Origin of the sequence: Aeromonas bivalvium, assembly GCF_000819765.1 — a bacterium.
Taxonomy (GTDB): domain Bacteria; phylum Pseudomonadota; class Gammaproteobacteria; order Enterobacterales; family Aeromonadaceae; genus Aeromonas; species Aeromonas bivalvium.
In genome coordinates, this window is record NZ_CDBT01000024.1 from 139,790 (window position 1) to 159,947 (window position 20,158).

General features: G+C 63.7%; 17 protein-coding genes. 12 read left to right on the plus strand and 5 right to left on the minus strand.

The features are described from left to right. Positions 1-195: 195 nt before the first annotated feature. The 7 genes from adk (at position 196) to BN1119_RS09335 (ending at position 6,754) form a co-directional block, all read left to right on the plus strand. Positions 196-840: an adenylate kinase gene (adk, locus tag BN1119_RS09305; RefSeq protein ID WP_041996978.1), complete on the plus strand. Its 645-nt coding sequence runs from the start codon at positions 196-198 to the stop codon at positions 838-840. Between the two features lie 73 nt (positions 841-913). After that, entirely contained in the window at positions 914-1,888 is a 975-nt protein-coding gene (gene hemH / locus BN1119_RS09310) for a ferrochelatase (RefSeq protein ID WP_041996981.1), read from the plus strand. Positions 1,889-1,941: 53 nt separating this feature from the next. Then, positions 1,942-2,337 (plus strand): MAPEG family protein, encoded by a 396-nt coding sequence (locus BN1119_RS09315; protein WP_392440879.1) that lies wholly within the window; start codon positions 1,942-1,944, stop codon positions 2,335-2,337. 197 nt (positions 2,338-2,534) lie between these two features. After that, positions 2,535-3,839 carry an inosine/guanosine kinase gene (locus BN1119_RS09320; RefSeq protein WP_041996984.1) on the plus strand — a complete coding sequence of 435 codons (1,305 nt, stop codon included), beginning with the start codon at positions 2,535-2,537 and terminating at the stop codon, positions 3,837-3,839. Positions 3,840-3,992: 153 nt separating this feature from the next. After that, entirely contained in the window at positions 3,993-5,624 is a 1,632-nt protein-coding gene (locus tag BN1119_RS09325) for a methyl-accepting chemotaxis protein (protein ID WP_041996987.1), read from the plus strand. Between the two features lie 155 nt (positions 5,625-5,779). Further along, positions 5,780-6,142, plus strand: a complete 363-nt coding sequence (locus BN1119_RS09330; RefSeq protein WP_041996990.1) for a DUF2750 domain-containing protein — start codon at positions 5,780-5,782, stop codon at positions 6,140-6,142. A gap of 117 nt (positions 6,143-6,259) precedes the next feature. Beyond that, positions 6,260-6,754: a hypothetical protein gene (locus BN1119_RS09335; RefSeq protein WP_041996993.1), complete on the plus strand. Its 495-nt coding sequence runs from the start codon at positions 6,260-6,262 to the stop codon at positions 6,752-6,754. Here the strand turns inward: BN1119_RS09335 and BN1119_RS09340 are convergent. Continuing rightward, entirely contained in the window at positions 6,748-8,328 is a 1,581-nt protein-coding gene (locus BN1119_RS09340; protein WP_041996997.1) for an EAL domain-containing protein, read from the minus strand. The genes BN1119_RS09335 and BN1119_RS09340 overlap by 7 nt on opposite strands. A 186-nt stretch (positions 8,329-8,514) precedes the next feature. Here BN1119_RS09340 and glgC point away from each other — a divergent pair, with 186 nt between their 5' ends. After that, a complete protein-coding gene (gene glgC, locus BN1119_RS09345) occupies positions 8,515-9,798 on the plus strand; it encodes a glucose-1-phosphate adenylyltransferase (protein WP_041996999.1) in 1,284 nt (427 codons plus the stop codon). A gap of 84 nt (positions 9,799-9,882) precedes the next feature. Here glgC and BN1119_RS09350 read toward each other — a convergent pair whose 3' ends face one another. Both BN1119_RS09350 and BN1119_RS09355 read right to left on the minus strand, forming a co-directional pair. Continuing rightward, the gene (locus tag BN1119_RS09350) at positions 9,883-11,880 is read right to left on the minus strand and encodes a hypothetical protein (RefSeq protein ID WP_041997001.1); all 1,998 of its coding nucleotides are present in this window, start codon (positions 11,878-11,880) and stop codon (positions 9,883-9,885) included. A gap of 130 nt (positions 11,881-12,010) precedes the next feature. Further along, entirely contained in the window at positions 12,011-12,595 is a 585-nt protein-coding gene (locus tag BN1119_RS09355; protein ID WP_244463714.1) for a lipoprotein, read from the minus strand. Between the two features lie 182 nt (positions 12,596-12,777). Between BN1119_RS09355 and lpxM the strand changes: the two genes are divergently transcribed. The 3 genes from lpxM (at position 12,778) to BN1119_RS09370 (ending at position 15,943) form a co-directional block, all read left to right on the plus strand. Beyond that, positions 12,778-13,767 carry a lauroyl-Kdo(2)-lipid IV(A) myristoyltransferase gene (lpxM, locus tag BN1119_RS09360; protein WP_041997216.1) on the plus strand — a complete coding sequence of 330 codons (990 nt, stop codon included), beginning with the start codon at positions 12,778-12,780 and terminating at the stop codon, positions 13,765-13,767. A 168-nt stretch (positions 13,768-13,935) separates the two neighbouring features. Next, complete coding sequence (locus BN1119_RS09365) at positions 13,936-14,922, plus strand: LpxL/LpxP family acyltransferase (protein WP_041997004.1); 987 nt, start codon at positions 13,936-13,938, stop codon at positions 14,920-14,922. 160 nt (positions 14,923-15,082) lie between these two features. Further along, positions 15,083-15,943, plus strand: a complete 861-nt coding sequence (locus BN1119_RS09370; protein WP_041997007.1) for a PA4780 family RIO1-like protein kinase — start codon at positions 15,083-15,085, stop codon at positions 15,941-15,943. Positions 15,944-16,030: 87 nt separating this feature from the next. Here the strand turns inward: BN1119_RS09370 and BN1119_RS09375 are convergent, their stop codons facing one another. Both BN1119_RS09375 and BN1119_RS09380 read right to left on the minus strand, forming a co-directional pair. Beyond that, on the minus strand, positions 16,031-16,909 hold the full coding sequence (locus BN1119_RS09375; protein ID WP_041997010.1) for a pirin family protein: 879 nt from the start codon (positions 16,907-16,909) through the stop codon (positions 16,031-16,033). A gap of 31 nt (positions 16,910-16,940) precedes the next feature. Then, positions 16,941-17,522, minus strand: a complete 582-nt coding sequence (locus tag BN1119_RS09380; protein ID WP_052448043.1) for a DUF3106 domain-containing protein — start codon at positions 17,520-17,522, stop codon at positions 16,941-16,943. A 147-nt stretch (positions 17,523-17,669) separates the two neighbouring features. Between BN1119_RS09380 and BN1119_RS09385 the strand changes: the two genes are divergently transcribed. Then, entirely contained in the window at positions 17,670-20,060 is a 2,391-nt protein-coding gene (locus BN1119_RS09385) for a DNA polymerase II (protein WP_041997013.1), read from the plus strand. Positions 20,061-20,158: the final 98 nt, after the last annotated feature.

Genomic DNA, 20,158 nt, shown 5'->3' on the forward strand with positions numbered 1-20,158 from the left:
TTTTTTTCGCCAAGGCAGGGGGGCGCTGCATTTTCACGCAGTTTCGGTTTCCATCTGTCACTCAGCATTGCCGGAATGACGCCGGGAAACTGGTGGTAAAAGCGGCACTCGTTTGCGGTTTGCTTGTTAAAAAGCGTGAAACCGTGTAGTTTTTTGCCTTCTCAAGAATTGAATAACCAATCAATAGGAGCGTGTATGCGCATTGTTCTGTTGGGGGCTCCGGGCGCCGGTAAAGGCACCCAGGCTCAGTTCATCATGGAAAAACACGGTATTCCCCAGATCTCCACCGGCGACATGCTGCGGGCGGCGATCAAGGCGGGCACCGAGCTGGGCCTCAAGGCCAAGGCCGTGATGGACGCAGGTCAGCTGGTCTCTGACGACATCATCATCGGTCTGGTCAAGGAGCGTATCGCCCAGGCCGATTGCGCCAACGGCTTCCTGCTGGACGGCTTCCCCCGCACCATTCCCCAGGCGCAGGCCATGAAGGATGCCGGTGTGGTGGTGGACTTCGTACTGGAATTCGACGTGCCGGACGAGGAGATCGTCAAGCGCATGAGCGGCCGCCGCGTTCACGCTGGCTCCGGCCGTACCTACCACGTGGTGTTCAACCCGCCGAAAGTGGAAGGCAAGGATGACGTGACCGGCGAAGAGCTGGTGATCCGTGCCGACGACGAAGAGACCACGGTGCGCAAGCGTCTGGATGTGTACCACCAGCAGACCGCGCCCCTCATCGGTTTCTATGGCAAGGAAGCGGAAGCGGGCAACACCCGTTACGTCAAGATCGACGGCACCCAGCCGGTCGACCAGGTGAGCCAGCAGCTGGCTGCCATTCTGGGCTGATCCCGACTTCGGGAACATAGCGCTATGAGCAGGGCCCATTGTGGGCCCTCTTTTCATGTGACAGGAAGTAAACGTGACCACCAAAACCGGGATCCTGCTTGTCAATCTTGGCACCCCTGCCGCGCCCACTCCCGCCGCCGTCAGGGCCTTCCTCGGAGAGTTTCTGCGCGATCCTCGCGTCGTCGAGTTGCCGCGCCTGTTGTGGCTGCCGCTGCTCAAAGGCGTCATCCTGCCGTTTCGTGCCCCCAGGGTGGCCAAGCTGTATCGTCAGATCTGGACCGAGCAGGGCTCGCCGCTGCTGGCCATCAGCCGCGGGCAGCGCATGGCGCTGGAGCAGGAGCTCAAGCGCGAAGGCGTCGATGTGCCGGTGGAGCTGGCCATGACCTACGGCTCGCCCTCCCTCGAAGAGGGGTGGCAGGCACTCAAGGCGCAAGGGGTCAATCGGGTGATACTGCTGCCGCTCTATCCCCAGTATGCCGCCAGCACCACGGCCGCCGTGTTTGACGGCTGGGCCCGGGCGATGCGCGCGGAGCGCCACCTGCCGGTGATGCGGCTCATTCGTGACTACCATGCCCATCCCGAATACATTCAGGCGCTGGCCATGAGCGTGCGTCGTCACTGGGAACAACATGGCCAGGGGGAGCTGCTGCTGATGTCGTTTCACGGCATTCCCCAGCGCTGCGAGGACGAGGGGGACCCTTACGGTCATCAGTGTCGACGCACCGCCAGCCTGCTGGCGGAGGCGCTCGGCCTCTCCGCATCCCAGTGGCGTGCCAGCTTCCAATCCCGTTTTGGCAAGCAGGAGTGGCTCAAACCCTACACAGATGCCACCATCGCCGAGCTGGCCGAGCAGGGCATCAAGCGACTCGATGTCATCTGCCCCGCCTTTTCGGCGGACTGCCTCGAGACCCTGGAGGAGATCCAGGTCGAGAACCGGGAGGTGTTCATGGCCGCCGGTGGCGAGCAGTTTGAATATGTTCCGGCCCTCAACTGCGACCAGGCCCATATCCGCATGATGGTCTCGCTCATCTGCCGCGAGCTGGCCTGAGGGGGAGGGCGGCTATCGACCCGCCCCTGTGCATGACACGACATGGAGATCCTATGATATTGCCCGTCACCCTGACATACGCCGGCCTGCTCGGTCTGCTGTTTCTGCTGCTCTCCATCTGGGTCGTCAAGCGCCGTGCCCAGTTCAAGGTGGCAATAGGAGAGGGGGATGCGCCCCCGCTGCGGGCCGCCATCCGGGCCCATGGCAACTTTGCCGAGTATGTGCCCCTGACCCTGCTGCTGCTCGCCCTGTGCGAGCTGGCGGGCACGGCGCCGCTCTGGTTGCACCTGGCTGGGGGCATGCTCTTGCTGGGACGCATGCTTCACGCCATCGGCATCCAGATCCCCAAGGCCCCCAACATGCCCAGGCTGTTTGGTACCCTGCTGTTCTGGCTCTCCCTGACCTTGCTCAGCGTGCTGGCTCTGGTGACCGGGCTCTCGGCGCCCTGAGTGGCTCGCCGCCGGCTGATGCCGATTGTTAACAACCACCCGCGAAAACGGGTGGTTTTTTTACCCCGCCAAGACAAACGTTTTCGGGCTGCAGCCCTTGTCTATACTGACTTCATATTTTAAAGGCGCGCCTTTTCGGCGCCCGGGATTGTGTTAAAATCCCGCCCCTCGTTCATCCCTGAGTCAAGGCTAGAGCCATGAAATTTCCCGGTCAGCGCAAGTCCAAACACTATTTTCCGGTCGACAGGCGCGATCCCCTCATCACCCAGAATCCGCAACTGACCGAGCTGGGCCAGGCCTATGTGGTGGGTATTGATCAGACCCTGGTGGACATAGAGGCTCATGTGGATGAGGCGTTTCTGAACCGGTACGGCCTGAGCAAGGGCCACTCGGTGGTGATCAGCGACGACGTGGCCGAGCGGGTCTATGAAGAGCTCAAGGCCAACAACATGGTGGTAAGCGAGTTTGCCGGCGGCACCGTCGGCAACACCATGCACAACTACTCGGTGCTGGCGGACTCCCACTCCATCCTGCTGGGGGTCATGAGCCAGGACATCCGCATCGGCAGCTATGCTTACCGCTATCTGTGCAACACCTCGTCCCGAGTCAACCTCGACTACCTGCAACCGGTCAATGGCCCGGTCGGGCGCTGTTTCACTTTCATCAGCGAGTGTGGCGAGCGCAGCTTCGGCATCAACGCCGGCAAGATGGATCACCTGGACGTGGCCCACATCCCGGAAGAGGTGATCAAGGGCGCTTCCGCCCTGGTGATCACCGCCTATCTGGTGCGCGGCGCCGACGGCACCCCCATGAAGGAGGCCGCCATGGCGGCGGTGCGCTATGCCCGCGAGGCCAATGTCCCCGTGGTGCTGACTCTGGGTACCCGTTTCGTCATCGACGAGAACCCCCAGTGGTGGCGCGATTTCATCAGCGAGAACGTGACTGTGCTGGCCATGAACGAGGACGAAGGAGAGGCGCTGACCGGGTTTGCCGATCCCCTGATGGCCGCCGACAAGGCGCTGGACTGGGCCGACATGGTGCTCTGCACCGCCGGCCCCATCGGTCTGTACATGGCGAGCTACACGGACGAGGAGAGCAAGCGCGAGACCACCCATACCCTGCTGCCCGGCCAGATCCCCGAGTTCAACATGTACGAGTTCAGCCGCCCCATGGCGCGGGCCAGCTGCCGCACGCCGCTGCGGATCTACTCCCATATCTCCCCCTACATGGGCGGCCCGGAGAAGATCAAGAACACCAATGGCGCCGGGGATGGCGCCCTTTCGGCCCTGCTGCACGACATGGTGGCCAACGCCTATCACAGGATGAATGTGCCCAACTCCGCCAAGCACACCTCGGATTTCCTGACCTACTCCTCCCTGGCCCAGGTGTGCAAATACGCCAACCGGGTCAGTTACGAGGTGCTGGCCCAGAGCAGCCCGCGCCTGTCTCGCGGCCTGCCGGAGAAAGAGGACAGCCTGGAAGAGGTGTACTGGGAGCGTTGATCCCCACCGAGCAAAACTTGAGGCGCCTGCGGGCGCCTTTTTGCATTCTCTGGGCTGGATCATGTTTTTGGCGCTCCATTCGGGTCATCAATGGACAGGGGAGAGGGCCTCGTCATACCTTGATCGGCATGATAGGAAGCCAAGGATGACGGGATGTTGAGACGATGGACCATAGGCCAGCGCCTGCTGCTGGTGACCCTGAGCGTGTTGTTGATACTGGCGCTGCTGCTGGCGAGCAGCCTGCACCTCTATCGGACAGGCTTGATGGCGGAGAAAAGCCGCCAAACCAAGTTCCAGGTGGAAACAGCTTATTCACTGGTGGCCAGCTTCGAGGCCCAGGTGCGTGCCGGCCAGCTGGAGGCGCCAGAGGCCAAGGCCCAGGCCCTGGCCGCGGTCAAGGCCCTGCGCTACGGCGACAACGACTACTTCTGGATCAACGACAGCCATCCCACCATGGTGATGCACCCCATGAAGCCCGAGCTGGACGGCAAGGATCTCTCCGGGGTGGAGGACAAGCAGGGGCTCAAGCTGTTCGTGGCCTTCGTCGAGATGATCAAGGGACAGCCGGGGGGCGGCGAGGTGGCCTATTACTGGCCCAAACCCGGGGTGGATGATCCCGTGCGCAAGGTCTCCTACGTCAAGCATTTCGCTCCCTGGGACTGGATCATCGGCACGGGTGTCTATGTGGATGACGTGGAGGCCCAGTATCAGGGGGTGCTCAAGACCCAGCTCGGTATCGGTCTGGTGCTGGCCCTGCTGCTCGTGGCCCTGGTCACCCTGATAGTGCGCAGCATAGTGGCGCCCCTCGGCCAATCGGTGGCCGCCCTTGGCAACATAGCGCGGGGGGAGGGGGACCTGAGATTCCGCCTGCCCGCCGAGGGCCGTGACGAGCTGGCCCAGCTCTCGACCAATTTCAACGATTTTGCCAACCAGATGGCTCAACTGGTGGGACGCACCCAGCAGATGGCCAGCCAGAACCGTCAGGCCGCCGGCCAGCTGGGTCAGGTGGTGGAGCGCACCTGCGAGATTGTGACCCATCAGGAGCAGGACACCATGCGGGTGGCCAGCGCCATGGAGCAGATGACGGTGAGCAGCCGGGAGGTGGGGGAGCATGCGGCGCAGGCCGCCCTGGCCGCCGACGAGGCCAAGCGCCTGGTCGATGATGGCTGCCAGGTGGTGGATCAGACCATCCATACCATCGCCCAGCTGGCCGATGAGATGCAGGGCACGGTGCGGGCCGTGACGCACCTGACCCAGGAGACCCAGCAGATTGGCTCGGTACTGGAGGTGATCCGCGGCATCGCCGAGCAGACCAACCTGCTGGCCCTCAATGCCGCCATCGAGGCGGCCCGGGCAGGGGAGCAGGGGCGGGGCTTTGCCGTGGTGGCCGACGAGGTGAGAACGCTGGCCAATCGCACCCACAGCTCCACCGACGAGATCCGGCAGATGATACAGCGCCTGCAGGAGGGGGCGAGTGCGGTGACGGGGGGGATCAACCAGTTGCAACAGCTGTCGCGCACCACGGCCGACAAGGCAGGGGATGCGGGCAGCGCCATCGAGGCCATCAACCAGGTGGTGGATACCATCACCCAGATGAATGCTCAGATAGCCAATGCGGCCCATGAGCAGAGCAAGGCGGCCGACGAGATCAATCACAGACTGGTCTCCATCTCCCAGCAGGCGGGAGAGGCTCTGGGCCAGAACCGGCAGACGGAGCAGGCGGCCCAGAGTCTGGCTCACTCGAGCGATGAGCTGAGCACCCTGGTGGCCCAATACCGTACCTGACGGCCGGGAAGGCGCTCGACTTTTCACCCCGCTGGCCGGGAAGGGCGCCTATCTCCCCTTTATTGGGGATTTGACTTGAGTCCGCTGCGCTTTTGCGACACCATTTGCCCCAACCTGGCCGGCAGTGGCCCCGGCAGCCCGAAAGAGAGAACACCATGAGCAAGCTAACTGACAACCTTGACGCCAATTTCCAACTGTTTATCGAAGAGGTCCGTGAGTCGGGTCAGCTGTGGGGCCTGCGTTATGGCGAGGATTGGGTGGTGTGCCGCTCCGCCGAATTCGAAGACGCGGACGTGATGCCACTCTGGTCCAGCGAGGGGGATGCCCGCCTGCACTGCGTGGACGAGTGGGCGGACTATGAGCCCGAGCTCATCGATCTGGAAGAGTTCCTCGACATCTGGATAGGGGATCTGGACGAAGACGACGTACTGGTCGGCCCGAACTGGAACGGCGATCTGGAGGGGCAGGAGCTCGAGCCCATCGAACTGGCCAAGGCCCTGGTCGAACTGGACGCCTGATCCCAGTCCCGCTTTTCCTGACAAACCTGCGCCCCGGCGCAGGTTTTTTCATGGGCGTTTGTCTTTGCAGCGCCGCTGGCTATGGTCCATCATGAACCTTTTGCCGAGGGAGGAGCCATGTTCGTATTCGAGGTGACGGGAGAGGCGGGAGCAAGGGCCGAGATCCGGGTGCAGGCGCTGGACTGGAGCCAGAGCGGCGTTGTCAGTTTCTCCTGCAACGACGATCCCCTGGCGGTGCTGCTGCTGACCGAGTGTCGCTGCGATGCGGTGGGCTTCTTCAACCTGCTGGCCGGCTGCAAGCCTCTCTATGTCGAGCAGTGGCTGACCTATTTGCAGGAGAGTGGCCGCATCGCCCGGGTGGCGTGTCGCCAGCGCAGCCCCGCCGAGGCGGACTACCTCGCCGATGCCGGGTTGGAGAGCGAGGAGCTCAACGCCCTGCTTGGCCAGATCTACCGGGTGGCGGGCTTCAACCGCCTGCAGATCAACCGCTACCTCAAGCACCGCCACAATCAGACCCTGCTGGCGACCCGGTATGATCAGAAGGAGCTGGAGCGCTATCGCCAGCTCAACGATGTCATCCTCACCCTGCTGCGCTTCAAACGGTCTCAGTGAACCGGCATGGTCGGGGTCGCGCTCGGGTGGGCGATGAGATGGCCCTGGAGCCCATCCACGTACAGGCTCTCTAGCAGCGCTTTCTGACTCGACTGCTCGACCCCCTCTGCGATCACCTGGCTGCCCATGCGGTGCGCCATCTCCACTATCATCCGCACGAACTGCTGATTGGTGCCATCTTGCTCCAGATCGAGCAAGAGCGCGGGATCCAGCTTGAGATAGTCCGGCTTTATCTCCTGAAACAGGGAGAAGGAGCGGATCCCCTGGCCGAAGTTGCAGATGGCCGAGCGGCTGCCGCAGCGGCGCAGCAGCTCGAACAGGCGTCGGGCCCCGGCCCGCTGCCGGGACAGACTCTCCTCGTCGAGCTCGAAGACCAGGTGGGCGGCCGTGTCGGGGTCGGTGACCAGTTGATATTCCAGCCAGATGAGAAACGCGCTGTTGTGGAGCAGGTGAGGGGACAGGGCTATGCCCCATCGGCTCTGCTCTGCCCCCAGGGTCTTGTGCTCGCGGATCAGGTGGCGGATCACCAACTGGGTCAGGCGCATCAGCAGATCCAGGCGCTGGGCCATGGCGAACAGGCTGTCTGCGGCCAGCATGGATTCATCCTCGCCATAGAAGCCGGGGTACACGCTGTAGTAGGCGAGCAGATTGCCATGGAGGCGCGCGATGGGCTGATAGGAGAGGGTGATGCGCTCCTGCTCGAGTATCCGCTCTATGACCTGGCGCCACTGCTGTTCCCCCACCCCATGCTCGTGTTCATCCTCCAGCTGGATGGACCAACCGTTGAGTTCGCCGGTCTGGGCCCTGGCCAGGGCCAGATCGGCCCGGGAGAGGATGGCTTCGATAGGCTGCTGGCTGCAGACGGTGGTGATCCCGCTGCAGGCCACGCTCGCCAGGGGTTGGCTCTGCTGATGGAGATCGAAGGTGAGCTTGAGATCCCGGCCTATCAGAGGCAGGGGCAGGTTGTGAATGTCATGGATCAGCACGGCGAAGTCGCTTCCCGAGATGCGATAGAGGTGGTGGGCGGGCCAGCGCAGGGCCGCGCGCTGGATCAGGGTAGTCACCTCCTTGAGATAGTGATCGCCGGAGAGAAAGCCCCGTTGCCGATTGACGCTCTCCAGGGCAGTGGCCCGGATCAGCACCAGGATGGCGGTGCGGGTGCCGCTCTCTTCTTGCAGCAGATGGGTGATATCGCGGCGAAAGCATTGGCGATTGGCGAGCTGGGTCAGGGGATCTTGCTGACTGCTGCGGGTGAGCTCGTCCAGCCTGTGATGGAGCTGAGCCAGCTCCTGATGCTGGCGCTCAAGCAGCTGTTGTAAGGCCTGCTGTTCCGGCGAGGGGGCAAGCTGGGCCGCCGAGCCCTGTTCGAGCGCCTCGATGAGGGCGGCGCGCCGGTTTTCCTCTGCCTTGTGCCAGCGATAGCGGCCATAAACCAGGGCAAGCATGGTACATATGAGTACGCTGATGGTGCCGGGCCAGGGTAGACTGGCGGGGAGCAGGCTCCACTGGGCCAGCAGTACCAGCCCCGTCATCAGGGAAAAGGGGATCGCTGTCTTGGTGGGTTTTGTCTGCATCCTGATATTCCGGGCCCGCGCGCGTGAGTGTCAAAACATGCAGTCAGTATGGATGCTGGTACCAGGTTTGGTCATAAGGCTTGCCATATGGGAAAGGGATCCTGTAAATGTGAGTGAAAACACTTTCATGGACTCGGAAAAAAGGGAGTATGGAATGGAAACGCAGACAGAGACGTCGAGGTACATATGTCGTTAGAGCCCATGAATACTGCCAAGGCACGGCAGCTGTTGAACCAGAGTATGGCTTTGGTATTGGCTGGGGGGCGTGGAAGCCGTCTCAAGCAGTTGACCGATAATCGCGCCAAGCCGGCGGTGCACTTCGGTGGCCGGTTTCGGATCATCGATTTCGTCTTGTCCAACTGCATCAACTCGGGGATAAAACGGGTCGGGGTGGTCACCCAGTACAAGTCCCACAGCCTGCTGCGCCACCTGCAATCCGGTTGGTCATTCCTGCGCTACCAGATGAACGAGTTCATCGACCTGTTGCCCGCCCAGCAGCGGGTGGACGAGGTGCACTGGTATCGCGGCACCGCCGATGCCATCTATCAGAACGTCGACATCATTCGTGACTACGGCCCCAAATACATAGTGGTGCTGGCGGGAGATCACATCTACAAGATGGATTATGCCGCCATGCTGCTCGACCATGTGCGCCTGGAGGCCAAGGTGACCGTGGCCTGTATCGAGGTGCCCCGCTGCGAGGCGTCTGCCTTCGGCGTCATGGACATAGACGAGCAGCGCAAGATCCGCGATTTCGTGGAAAAACCCGCCAACCCCCCTGCGATGCCGGGGTGCGAGGATACCTCCCTCGCCTCCATGGGGATCTACATCTTCGATGCGGAGTACCTCTATCAGCTGCTGGAGGAGGACATCCACAACCAGAGCTCCAAGCACGATTTCGGCATGGACGTGATCCCGCGTATCGTCGAGGAGGGCATGGCCTACGCCCATCCGTTCAGCATGTCCTGCGTCGGTGCCCGGGAGGGTCAGCAGCCTTACTGGCGCGATGTGGGGACCCTGGATTCGTTCTGGGAGGCCAACATGGATCTCGCCTCCGTGGTGCCGGATCTCGACATCTATGACGAGAACTGGCCCATCTGGACCAGCCAGATCATGACGCCGCCCGCCAAGTTCGTGCAAGACAGGAACGGCCAGCATGGCATGACCATCAACTCGGTGTTTGCCGGCGGCTCCATCGTCAGCGGCTCCTTCGTGCTCAACTCTGTGCTGTTCACCAATGTGCGGGTGCACTCCTTCTGCACCCTGGATCAGTCGGTGATCTTCCCCGGGGTGGAAGTGGGCAGTGGCTGCCGTCTGCGCCGGGTGGTGGTGGACAAGGGCTGCAAACTGCCCGATGGCATGGTGATAGGGGAGAACGCGGATGAGGATGCCCGTCGCTTCTACCGTTCCGAGAACGGCATAGTGCTGGTGACTAAGCCCATGCTGCAGGCGCTGCAGGCGAAGGAGTAAGGGGCCAGAACCTGTGACCGAGAAGGGGAAATAGCAAAGGGAGCGCATGGCGCTCCCTTTGTCATGGCGGCGTGAGCCGGGGGATTATTCGCTGATCAGCGCCTTGGCGGCCATCACCATGGCGGTGCCGTGCTGGCCACCGGCGGCGGTCACCTGCGGCACGCCATCTTCATCTGTGTCGCTGCCGGCGCCCTCGATGATGTTCTCGCCGGAGTCGCCTACCCACTCGGCCATCTGCATGCCGCCGTTGACGGTGCCACGGAACCAGCTGACGTACTGGCCGGTCAACTTGGCCAGCTCCAGCTCGGGTGCCTTCTCGGCGCCTTCGTTACGCAGGTTCAGCATGGCGGCCCGCAGACCACCCGAGATGGCAGCCTGGGTCCAGGGGGTGTATTCACCCTGCTTGCCCGCCAGCCAGGTGCCGGCCTTGGCATTGAAGTAGGCCTTGTCGGTATTGATGAACAGCTCGCGGGCGGCGGTGCGGTACTTGGCATCCTGGGTCGCCAGGAAGGCGGCGCTCAGACCCCGCACGGCGGCGAACTGGGCATCCACGGATTGGCCCGCATCAGGCTGGCCGCCGAGGATCAGGCCGTCATGGACCAGGCCGTTCTTGCCCATCAGCTGGGTCAGGATGAAGTCGGCCTGCTTGCGGATCAGCGCCAGCGCTTCCTTGCCCTGGGGGGTATCCAGGTTCAGCTCGCCATTGTCACCGGCGGCGTAACCCACCGGCAGGGCATCCTGGGCACGCTGGAAGATCTGCAGGGCGACCAGGGCGTAGGCGGCGTCGAAGGTGGTGACGTGCTGGCTCTGCTTGCCTGCTTGCCAGCTGTCCACCAGGGTACCGGCCTTGGGCTCGAAGTGCAGGGCGGCCAGGTTCTTGAAGGTGAGGTTGGAGAGATTCAGGGCCAGGGAGAAGGCATCGTTGCCCGCCACCGCCTTACCCAGATCGTTGGCCTTGTTGGCGGCCGGGGCGGCGGCGAACGGGGCACCGTCAAACACGGCGTGGAAGGCCGGGTTCTGGTTGCTGTTGGCGCTGCGCTGATCGCTGTAGGCGTAGAATTCGGACAGGGGCCACAGCATCATCCAGGCATCGCGCAGCTGGGCGGAACCATCCACCACCTCCAGCTTGCCGATGGCGCCGGCGTCGTTCTTGCTGGTCTCGGTCACCTTCACCTGATGGGGGAAGTAGACGACCCCCTTGGCGGGATCGTACTGGGGGCTTATCTTGGCGCCCAGCTGCTTGCCGTCATAGCCGAGCTGGCCCTGCAGGATGGCCAGCTTGTCGATGGACTGCTCGGTCAGCATCATGCCGTTGAAGCCATCGGCGGCGGAGACCCCCAGCTTGTGCTTGCCATCCTGATCCATGGTGGCGGACGCGGCTTCCACTTCTTCATCGGTCTCGGCCACGTGCATGCCGCCGAGGAAGTCCTGGGACCACATCACCTCTTTGAGCAGTATGCCGCCGACGGCCGCGGGCACCAGCAGGTTGTCGCTGCCGCTCCAGCGCAGGGTGGCGTAGTCGCGGAAGTAGGCAGGCACCTGGGTCTTGACGGTTTTCTCGACTCCTTTGGCGGTCTTGATGGTGATTTGGTCGCCGTTGACCGGGCTGGTGTTGACGGCTTGGGCGAACTGCGGCTTGGCAGAAGCGTAGGGCAGGGAGAGGGGATACATGCCTTGCGGCACTTCATCGGCCGGGAAGCCGACGGCCTCGGCCATGGCCAGCACCCGCTTGCCAAGGTCGGCCAGGGTGCCGCCACGGGCCAGGTTCTGGGGCCCGTTCACCAGGTGGGGACCCATGCCGGACTGGTAGTTGAGGGCGTACATGGCCTCTTCGGAATACTCATAGGATTCGATGCCGGCGGCGAAGTCGAACGGGGTCGGCTCATCGGCGCGGTTGGGATCCAGCACATCCAGATCCAGCCCCAGGGCTTCGGCCAGCGGCTCGCCCGAGAGTTCGAACTCTGTGTAGGCCAGCATGCTGGCGGCGGTATTGAAGCTCGCGTCTTCGACCTTGACGGCGGCGTGGGCGGCAGAGCCCAGCAGTGCCAGGGTGATCCCCTGTACCAGTGCGGTTTTTTTCATGTGTCCCTTCTTCTTATGGTGGCTTGTTGCGGTGACGCTTCTCATGAATCTAAATGAGAATGGTGTGCATTATGCGTCAAGCCATGCACCATGAGAAGAAAAAAGCCGCTCGGGGGAGCGGCCTAATTAATCACAGCAACTTGAAGGGGATGACCAGGCGTCCCGGCTCGACCCTGAGGGCTTCCACCTTCTCCTTGATGCGGGCCTCGTTCTGGCGATTGCCATCGAGCCGATAGATGGGGGTCTGATTGAGGAAGAGGCCGAGGGATTGATTGAAGGTGGGCAGCAGGGGGGAGAGGGCCGTCCCTATGTCGGCGGGCTCTGTCTTGACCGAGAGCAGCTCGAGGTCGCGCAGATAGATGGCTCCCTGCTCTGCCACATAGTCGGGGCGGGCGCTCAGGGAGAAGCGTACCTTCATCTGCTGGCTGCCGAGGGGGCTTGCCACCTGCAGATCGCCGGCGGCATCGAGTTCAATCCGGTCGCTGCGGCTGCGGCCGATGCGACTTTGCATCTCGTCCAGGCGGATCCTGCTCGACATGATGCCGGGGATGCCTATCTGCTTTTCGAAGGCCACCTGCTGTTTCAGGTAATCGTTGATCTCCTGCTCGCTGACGTTGTACTGGGTCAGGGAGCAGGCCGCGAGCAGCAGGGTCAGGGGAAGCAGCAACAGGGTGCGTAACGGGCGACGGGGCATGGCGTGTCCAGAGGTGATCATGGGATGGCGCCATCTTACGGGGAAACCCGGGCCGCGCCAACCCGGCTCGAATGGCGAGAAGTGTGCCCAAATGCGGCTAATGGGTGAGATTTGTCGCAACTTCGAGGGGATATTGATGAATTAACTGGTATAACCTGTCAGTCCCTCTACAATGAGCTTCCTTTCACTGTTTGATCCAATTCATGCCCGTGTCCGACCCTGTTTTCGATAGCGCCTTTCAATCCCGTCTGCTGCGTCCCCGTTACTGGCCGAGCTGGCTGGCCCTCGGCCTGCTCTGCGTGCTCGCCTTCGTGCCGCCCCGCCTGCGCGACAAGCTGGCCGACTGGCTGGCCCCCCTGGTGCTGCGTTTTTCCAAGAAGCAGATCTATATCGCCAATACCAACCTGGACATCTGCTTTCCCGAGCGCAGCGAAGCCGAGCGCCAGGCCATCTTGCTCAAGTCGATACGCATCGGCCTCAAAAGCCTGCTCGGTTTTGGCGAGTTCACGGTGCGCAGCCCGGCTTACCTGATGAAGCGCATCCAGGTGAGCGGCTGGCATCATATCGAGGCGGAGCAGGCGGCGGGACGCCCCGTCATCCTGGTGGTGCCCCACAGCTGGCCGGTGGACGCCGCCGGTTACTTCTTCGCCCAGCGGGGCATCGCCATGTGCACCATGATGAAGAGCGCCCGCAACCCGGTGTTTGACTGGCATATCAACCGTGAGCGGGCCAGGAGCGGCTGCCAGGTGTATGAGCGCAAGGCGGGCATCAAGCCGGTGATCAAGGCGGTCAAGGGGGGGCGCAGCTTCTTCTACCTGCCGGATCAGGACCATGGCCGCGAGGCCAGCATCTTCGTGCCCTTCTTCGGACGGGCCAAGGCGACCCTGCCGGCCCTGCCGCGGCTGGTGAAGCTGACCGGGGCCAGGGCCGTGCCCCTGCTCGCCTGCTATGACGAGGCGCAGCACTGTTATCGCCTCGAGATAGAGGCTCCCTTCGCCGACTATCCGAGCGACGATCTGGTGGCCGATACCGGGCGCATGAACCAGATGGTGGAGCAGCAGCTCAGGCAGCATCCGGGCCAGTACATGTGGTTTCTCAAGATTTTCGAAACCCTGGAGCACCCGGTAGACAAGCATGGTCTCTACGAGGCGGGGATCAAACGCATCCGCCGCGGCCTGTCGCCCCATCCCTGATGCTTGCCCGCCATGAAAGACAGCCCCAATAGGGGCTGTTTTTCATGGCAAGTGGTGACCCTTTGCCAGCCGGGGCAGCTCAGGTTCAGTTTCGACCCGGTTGCGGGCTAGAAAAATGTAGCGGGATAACTACAATAACCTCCTTGTTTAGACGACAAGAGCCGCAACATGGCCCCTCACGATCCTGTGTTCGACACCTCATTTCGCCCCGCACTGCTGCATCCCAGGCTATGGGGCAGCTGGCTGGCCCTGGCCCTGCTCAGCCTGCTCGCCTTTGTGCCGGCCCGGCTGCGGGACGCCATGGCCAACGGCCTGGCGCCGCTCATCCTCTCCTTTTCCAAGAAACAGGCCTATATCGCTAACACCAATCTCGACATCTGCTTTCCCGACCTGGACGAGGCGGGACGCCAGGCGCTGCTGCTCAAGTCGATCCGGGTCGGTCTCAAGACCTTCATGGCCTTCGGCGAGCTGACCTGGCGCAGCGATGCCTATCTGGCCGGGCGGATCCGGGTCGACGGCTGGGAACACATAGAGGCGGAGCGGGCCCAGGGGCGCCCCGTGATCCTGGTGGTACCGCACACCTGGGCGGTGGACGTGATAGGGCGACTGTTCGCTCTGCGGGGCCTGCCCATGTGCACCATGATGAAGAGCCCGAAAGACGCGCTGTTTGACTGGTATATCAACCGTGAGCGGGCCAAGGGGGGGCGGGTCTACGAGCGCAGCGTCGGCATCAAGCCCGCCATCAAGGCGATCCGCGCTGGCGACAGCTTCTTCTATCTGCCGGATCAGGACCATGGTCGCGAGGCCAGCATCTTCGTGCCCTTCTTCGGTCATCCCAAGGCGACCCTGCCGGCCCTGCCCAAGCTGGTGAAGCTGACCGGCGCCAAGGCGGTGCCCATCTTCGGCAGCTATGACGAGGACGAGGGCTGTTACCGCCTCGAGATAGCCCCCCCCTTCGACCCTTACCCCACCGACAATCTGGAGCAGGATGTGGTGCGAATGAACACCATGGTCGAGCAGCAGCTCGGCCGCCGTCCGGAGCAATACATGTGGTTTCTCAAGATCTTCGAGACCCAGGCCGAGTCGGACAGCCGTCAGGGGCTCTATGAAGAGGGGATCCGCCGCATCCGCCGGGGACTGCCCCCCGAGTCCTGATCCCAGGTCGTGACGAAGGAGCCTGATGGCGCCCGGTTTCTCGCCGCGTCGCACCCGGGTTGGCGACGGCGTGAGCAGCCGGGGGACCGGACTCCCCAAAACGGACAGGAATGCGCGGCACCACTGGCGCCGCGCGCGCAAATAGGGTAAAAGTTCGGCCATGAAAATACCAAATCGAATCCAGCCCCTGGTGGACGACGGCCTCGTCGACGAGGTCATCAGCCGGCTGATGAGCGGCAAAGAGGCCGACGTCTATGTGGTGCGCTGTGGCGAGGAGATCCGCTGCGCCAAAGTCTACAAGGAGGCGGCCAAACGCAGCTTCAAGCAGGCCGTGGTCTACCAGGAGGGGCGCAAGGTGCGCAACAGCCGCAGCCAGCGAGCGATGGAGAAGGGCTCGCGCTATGGCCGCCGCCAGCATGAGGAGGTGTGGCAGAACACAGAGGTCGATGCCCTGTTCAAGCTGGCCGCCGCCGGCGTGCGGGTGCCCACCCCCTATGTCTGCCTCGATGGCGTGCTGCTGATGGAGCTCATCACCGACGGGGAGGGCAATGTGGCCCCCCGCCTCAACGACGTGGCCCTGAGCCCGGAGCAGGCGCGGGCGGATCACGACAAGGTGATAGGCTACGTGGTGCGCATGCTGTGTGCCGGCCTCATCCACGGGGATCTCTCCGAGTTCAACGTGCTGGTGGACGATCAGGGCCCCGTCATCATCGACCTGCCCCAGGTGGTGGACGCCGCCGCCAACAACCAGGCCAGGGCCATGCTGGTGCGCGATGTGGAGAACATGCGCAACTACTACGGCATGTATGCCCCCGATCTGCTGGCGACCCGCTACGCCCAGGAGATGTGGGCCCTGTACGAGGAGGGAGAGCTGACCCCGGAGACCCGCCTCAGCGGCCAGTTCACCGAGAGCACGGCCGCCATCGATCTTGACGGCGTGCTGCAGGAGATAGAGAGCGCCGAAGAAGAGGTGATGGCGCGCCGGGCCAGGGCTCGCGCCGAGCAGGAAGATCAGTACTGATCCCCGTGACATGCCATGAGACAGGGCGCCTTCGGGCGCCCTGTCTGTTTTTGCTCTGTGGGCATGAGTTCGCCCCAGGCACGGGCCTCAGAGCCCGGCCATAGGCGGGGCCGGGAGCCTGGGGCCATGATAGCCGACCACATCGCCAAAGCGTGGCGCCCCCGACTGCCAATCCTGGGCGGCGCGGCGGATGGCCTCCTGGTCGAAGCTCACGAAGTTCCACCAGATCTGCAGGGGCCTTGGCAGGGGCTCGCCACCGATGATCAGCAGACGGGCCCCCGCTGGCAGGGTGAGGGTCAGCTCCCGGCTGCCGGGCGCCAGGTAGGCGAGCTGTTCGGGAGCCAGGGGCTGGCCGGCCAGGGTCACCTCGCCGGCCAGGGCAAACAGGCCGTGCTCGAACTCGGGGGCCAGGGGCAGGGTCAGGGTGCCGTCACGCTCGGCCAGCAGATCCAGCCCCAGTATGGGGGCGAAGCTGAGGGTCGGCGCCTGCCTGTCCTGATGCTGGCCGATCAGCAGGGTGAAGGTGATCCCCTGTTGCTGCCAGCGGGGCAGGTCCGGATAGTGATCGAAGCGGGCCCGGGTCCCTTGCTGGTGCTCCGGCAGGGCTATCCAGAGCTGGGCCGCATGAACGCTCGGGTGGCCCGCCACCGACTCCTCGGTGTGGACGATGCCGTGCCCTGCGGTCATCAGGTTGACCTGGCCCGGGCGGATCCGCTGTTCGCTGCCCAGGCTGTCGCGGTGCAATATTTCCCCCTCCAGCATCCAGGTAAAGGTCTGCAGCCCTATGTGGGGGTGGGGACCCACGTCCAGCCCGGGATCCCCCGGGGCGAAGCGGGCCGGGCCTATGTGGTCGAGGAAACACCAGGGCCCTATGGTGCGCCGCTCCTTGACCGGCAGGGCGCGGGCGACCGGGATGCCGCCCACGTCCGTGGTACGCGAGTCGATGAGTTGCAGCTTGTCTGTCATGGCTCTCTCCTTGACCCCTGGGGTCACCGGGTTAACGGCGCCGGATCACCGGCATGTTCATCATGTGGGCAGGACGATTGACCGGCATGGTCACCGGACGGGGAGCGGGTCGGCTGGCGGGGAGCGTGACGGCGCGCCCTGCGCCCTGACCGTCCAGTTGGATGCGCCGCGCCGCCTCGTTGGCCTCTGACAGGGAGAAGCGCGGGCTCGTCGCCGGGCTCAGCTGGCGCAGCACCTGCTGGCGATCACGCAGCACCGCTTTTTGCTCCGGACTCAGGGCATTCCAGCGGGCGGAGAAGTCGCCGCGCAGGGCCTCTATGTCAGGCTGATCCGTCCCCTGGTGCCAGTCCTCGAACCTGTTCTTGATGTCAGCGCGCTTGCCCTCATCGAGATCCTGCCACCAGTGGCGGATCAGCTCGTCGAACTCGCCATCGTTGTTGCAGCACCAGGGGTAGTAGCGATCCCAGTAGTAGAAGTAGTCGTCATACCACCAAGGGTAGGGGGCGGCGCCATAGCCGCTGCCATAACCCATGCCGGCGGACACGGTGGAGGAGGGGGTGCTGCAGCCGCCAAGGCCGAGGGCGGTCAGGGCGAGGATCAGGGGCAGGCGCATGAAGACTCCTTGTCAGGGTGAGGGCGACACCGTCATCACTATAAGGCAAATCGCCGCCGAGGCTAGCCCGGCGCGCCTCAGGATTGCCCATAACCACTGTATGAACGTACAATAGACCATCCTCAGCCGCAGCCAGACCCCAGTGCCATGACCCCGACCCCAGCGCCCACCGACGGTTTTATCCTGACCCGCCACAGCCGGGATGTGCGCGGCCGCAACGGGGAGCGCACCACCGAGATCCTGTTGTGGCTCTGGAGCACGCAGGGACCGGTGCGGTTGGTGGTGAGGGGACAGGAGCCCCTCTTCTTCCTGCCCCTGGCCCACATGGAGGAGGCGGCCGCCCTGTTCAAGGGGGCCGGGGTGCGCGGCCGGTTTCGCCGCTTGCCCCTGCACACCTTCGACGACAGGGCCGTGGTGGCCTGCTACTTCACCACCTTGAGCGCCTATCACAGGGCGATAGAGCTGCTGCTGATCCGCGGTCTGGAACACTTCGAGGCGGATATCCGCCTGCCCGAGCGCTTCCTGATGGAGCGCTTCATCACTGCCGGGCTGCGCTTTGACGGCCAGGCCGTCAAACGGGGCGACCACTGGCAGGTGAACGAGGCGCGTTGCGCCCCCCAGGCGGTGACGCCGACCCTCTCCTGGGTCTCCCTGGACGTGGAGTGCGCCATGGACGGCGCCCTCTTCAGTGTGGGCCTCTTCAGCGAGCAGGATGCACGGGTCATCATGATAGGGGAGGCGCCCCCGGGCGCCGAGGGGTGGGAGACCCGGGTGCAGTGGGTAGCGGACGAGCCCGCCCTGCTGGCGGCCCTCGAGGCCTGGTTCCTGCGCCACGATCCGGATCTGGTGCTTGGCTGGAACGTGGTCAATTTCGACTTTCGCCTGCTGCTGCGCCGGGCCGAGCTGTACAAGCGGCGGCTGCGTCTCGGCCGTGGCCGGGAGCTGGCGTTCTGGCGCGCCTCCCGCAGCGATCCCCAGAGCGGCAGCGTCATCCTGCCGGGGCGCATGGTGCTCGACGGCATAGATACCCTCAAGAGCGCCACCTGGCAGTTTGCCAGCTACAGCCTGGATGCGGTGGCGAGCGAGCTGCTCGGCCGCGGCAAGGACATAGAGGACGTGGCGAACCGGGGGGAGAAGATCACAGAGCTGTTTCACTCCGACAAGGAGGCCCTGGCCCGCTACAACCTGGAAGATTGCAAGCTGGTGTGGGAGATAGTCGAACACTGCGCCCTGATCCCTTTCGCCATCGAGCGGGCCAACCTCACCGGCCTGGAGCTGGACAGGGTAGGCGGCTCGGTGGCGGCCTTCACCAACCTCTATCTGCCAAGGCTGCATCGGGGCGGCTATGTGGCCCCCAACCTGCCTGCCGATGGCGGCCTGGCGAGCCCGGGGGGGTATGTGATGGACTCCAGGCCCGGCCTCTATCGCCAGGTGCTGGTGCTGGACTTCAAGAGCCTCTACCCCAGCATCATCCGCACCTTCTGTATCGATCCCATGGGGCTGGTGGAGGGGTTGAAGGCCCCCGATGAGGCCATCCCCGGCTTTCGCGGTGCCCTCTTCTCCCGGGACAAGCACTTCCTGCCGGGGCTCATCGCCACCCTGTGGGCGGCGCGGGACAAGGCGAAGGCGGCCCGCAACCAGGCGCTCTCCCAGGCCATCAAGATCATCATGAACTCCTTCTACGGGGTGCTGGGCTCGGGGGGCTGCCGCTTCTACGATCCCAGGCTCGCCTCTTCCATTACCCTGCGCGGTCACAGCATCATGCAGCAGACCCGGGAGTGGATAGAAGCGCGGGGCTATCAGGTCATCTACGGCGACACGGACTCCACCTTCGTCCACCTGCCAGACGAGATGAGCCCGGCCCGGGCGGACGAGGTAGGCCAATCCCTGGCCCGGGAGATCAACGAGAGCTGGACCAGGCTTATCGAGGCCGAATTCGGCCTGCCGAGTCATCTGGAGATAGAGTACGAGACCCACTATCGCCGCTTCCTGATGCCTACCATCAGGGGGCTGGAGAAAGGCAGCAAGAAGCGTTACGCCGGTCTGGTGGGGCAGGGGGAGTCGGAGCACCTGGTGTTCAAGGGGCTGGAGACGGTGCGCACCGACTGGACCATGCTGGCCAAACAGTTCCAGACCCGGCTCTACGAGCTGGTGTTCCACGATGAAGACCCCTGCGACTATGTGCGCACCATGGTGGACGAGACCCGCAGCGGGCGGCACGACGAGCTGCTGGTCTATCGCAAGCGGCTGCGCCAGAAGCTGGAGGAGTATCAGAAGAATGTGCCGCCCCATGTGCGGGCCGCGCGCCTGGCGGACGAGGAGAACCTGCGCCGCGGGCTGCCCCAGCGCTACCAGCACAGGGGCACCATCAGCTACCTGATGACCCTGGCGGGGCCCGAACCGGTCGAATACCGACGCAGCGCCATCGATTACGAACACTACATCGACAAGCAGCTCAAGCCCATAGCCGACGCCATACTGCCCTTCATCGGTGAGTCCTTCGAGCGGATCTGCGGCCGCCAGCTGGATCTCTTCTAAGGCCCTTGTGCCATCCTTGATCTGCCCGTTCCCGCCACCGGCCCTGCCCGGGTGAGGCGTCGTGGCAAAGGAGGCTGGCGGGAATGGCAGATGGCACA

Coding starts and splice junctions, on each gene's coding strand:
- adk (WP_041996978.1), top strand. CDS start 196: ATGCGCATTGTTCTGTTGGGGGCTCCGGGCGCCGGTAAAGGCACCCAG.
- BN1119_RS09315 (WP_392440879.1), top strand. CDS start 1,942: ATGATATTGCCCGTCACCCTGACATACGCCGGCCTGCTCGGTCTGCTG.
- BN1119_RS09320 (WP_041996984.1), top strand. CDS start 2,535: ATGAAATTTCCCGGTCAGCGCAAGTCCAAACACTATTTTCCGGTCGAC.
- BN1119_RS09325 (WP_041996987.1), top strand. CDS start 3,993: ATGTTGAGACGATGGACCATAGGCCAGCGCCTGCTGCTGGTGACCCTG.
- BN1119_RS09330 (WP_041996990.1), top strand. CDS start 5,780: ATGAGCAAGCTAACTGACAACCTTGACGCCAATTTCCAACTGTTTATC.
- BN1119_RS09335 (WP_041996993.1), top strand. CDS start 6,260: ATGTTCGTATTCGAGGTGACGGGAGAGGCGGGAGCAAGGGCCGAGATC.
- BN1119_RS09340 (WP_041996997.1), bottom strand. CDS start 8,328: ATGCAGACAAAACCCACCAAGACAGCGATCCCCTTTTCCCTGATGACG.
- glgC (WP_041996999.1), top strand. CDS start 8,515: ATGTCGTTAGAGCCCATGAATACTGCCAAGGCACGGCAGCTGTTGAAC.
- BN1119_RS09350 (WP_041997001.1), bottom strand. CDS start 11,880: ATGAAAAAAACCGCACTGGTACAGGGGATCACCCTGGCACTGCTGGGC.
- BN1119_RS09355 (WP_244463714.1), bottom strand. CDS start 12,595: ATGATCACCTCTGGACACGCCATGCCCCGTCGCCCGTTACGCACCCTG.
- lpxM (WP_041997216.1), top strand. CDS start 12,778: ATGCCCGTGTCCGACCCTGTTTTCGATAGCGCCTTTCAATCCCGTCTG.
- BN1119_RS09365 (WP_041997004.1), top strand. CDS start 13,936: ATGGCCCCTCACGATCCTGTGTTCGACACCTCATTTCGCCCCGCACTG.
- BN1119_RS09370 (WP_041997007.1), top strand. CDS start 15,083: ATGAAAATACCAAATCGAATCCAGCCCCTGGTGGACGACGGCCTCGTC.
- BN1119_RS09375 (WP_041997010.1), bottom strand. CDS start 16,909: ATGACAGACAAGCTGCAACTCATCGACTCGCGTACCACGGACGTGGGC.
- BN1119_RS09380 (WP_052448043.1), bottom strand. CDS start 17,522: ATGCGCCTGCCCCTGATCCTCGCCCTGACCGCCCTCGGCCTTGGCGGC.
- BN1119_RS09385 (WP_041997013.1), top strand. CDS start 17,670: ATGACCCCGACCCCAGCGCCCACCGACGGTTTTATCCTGACCCGCCAC.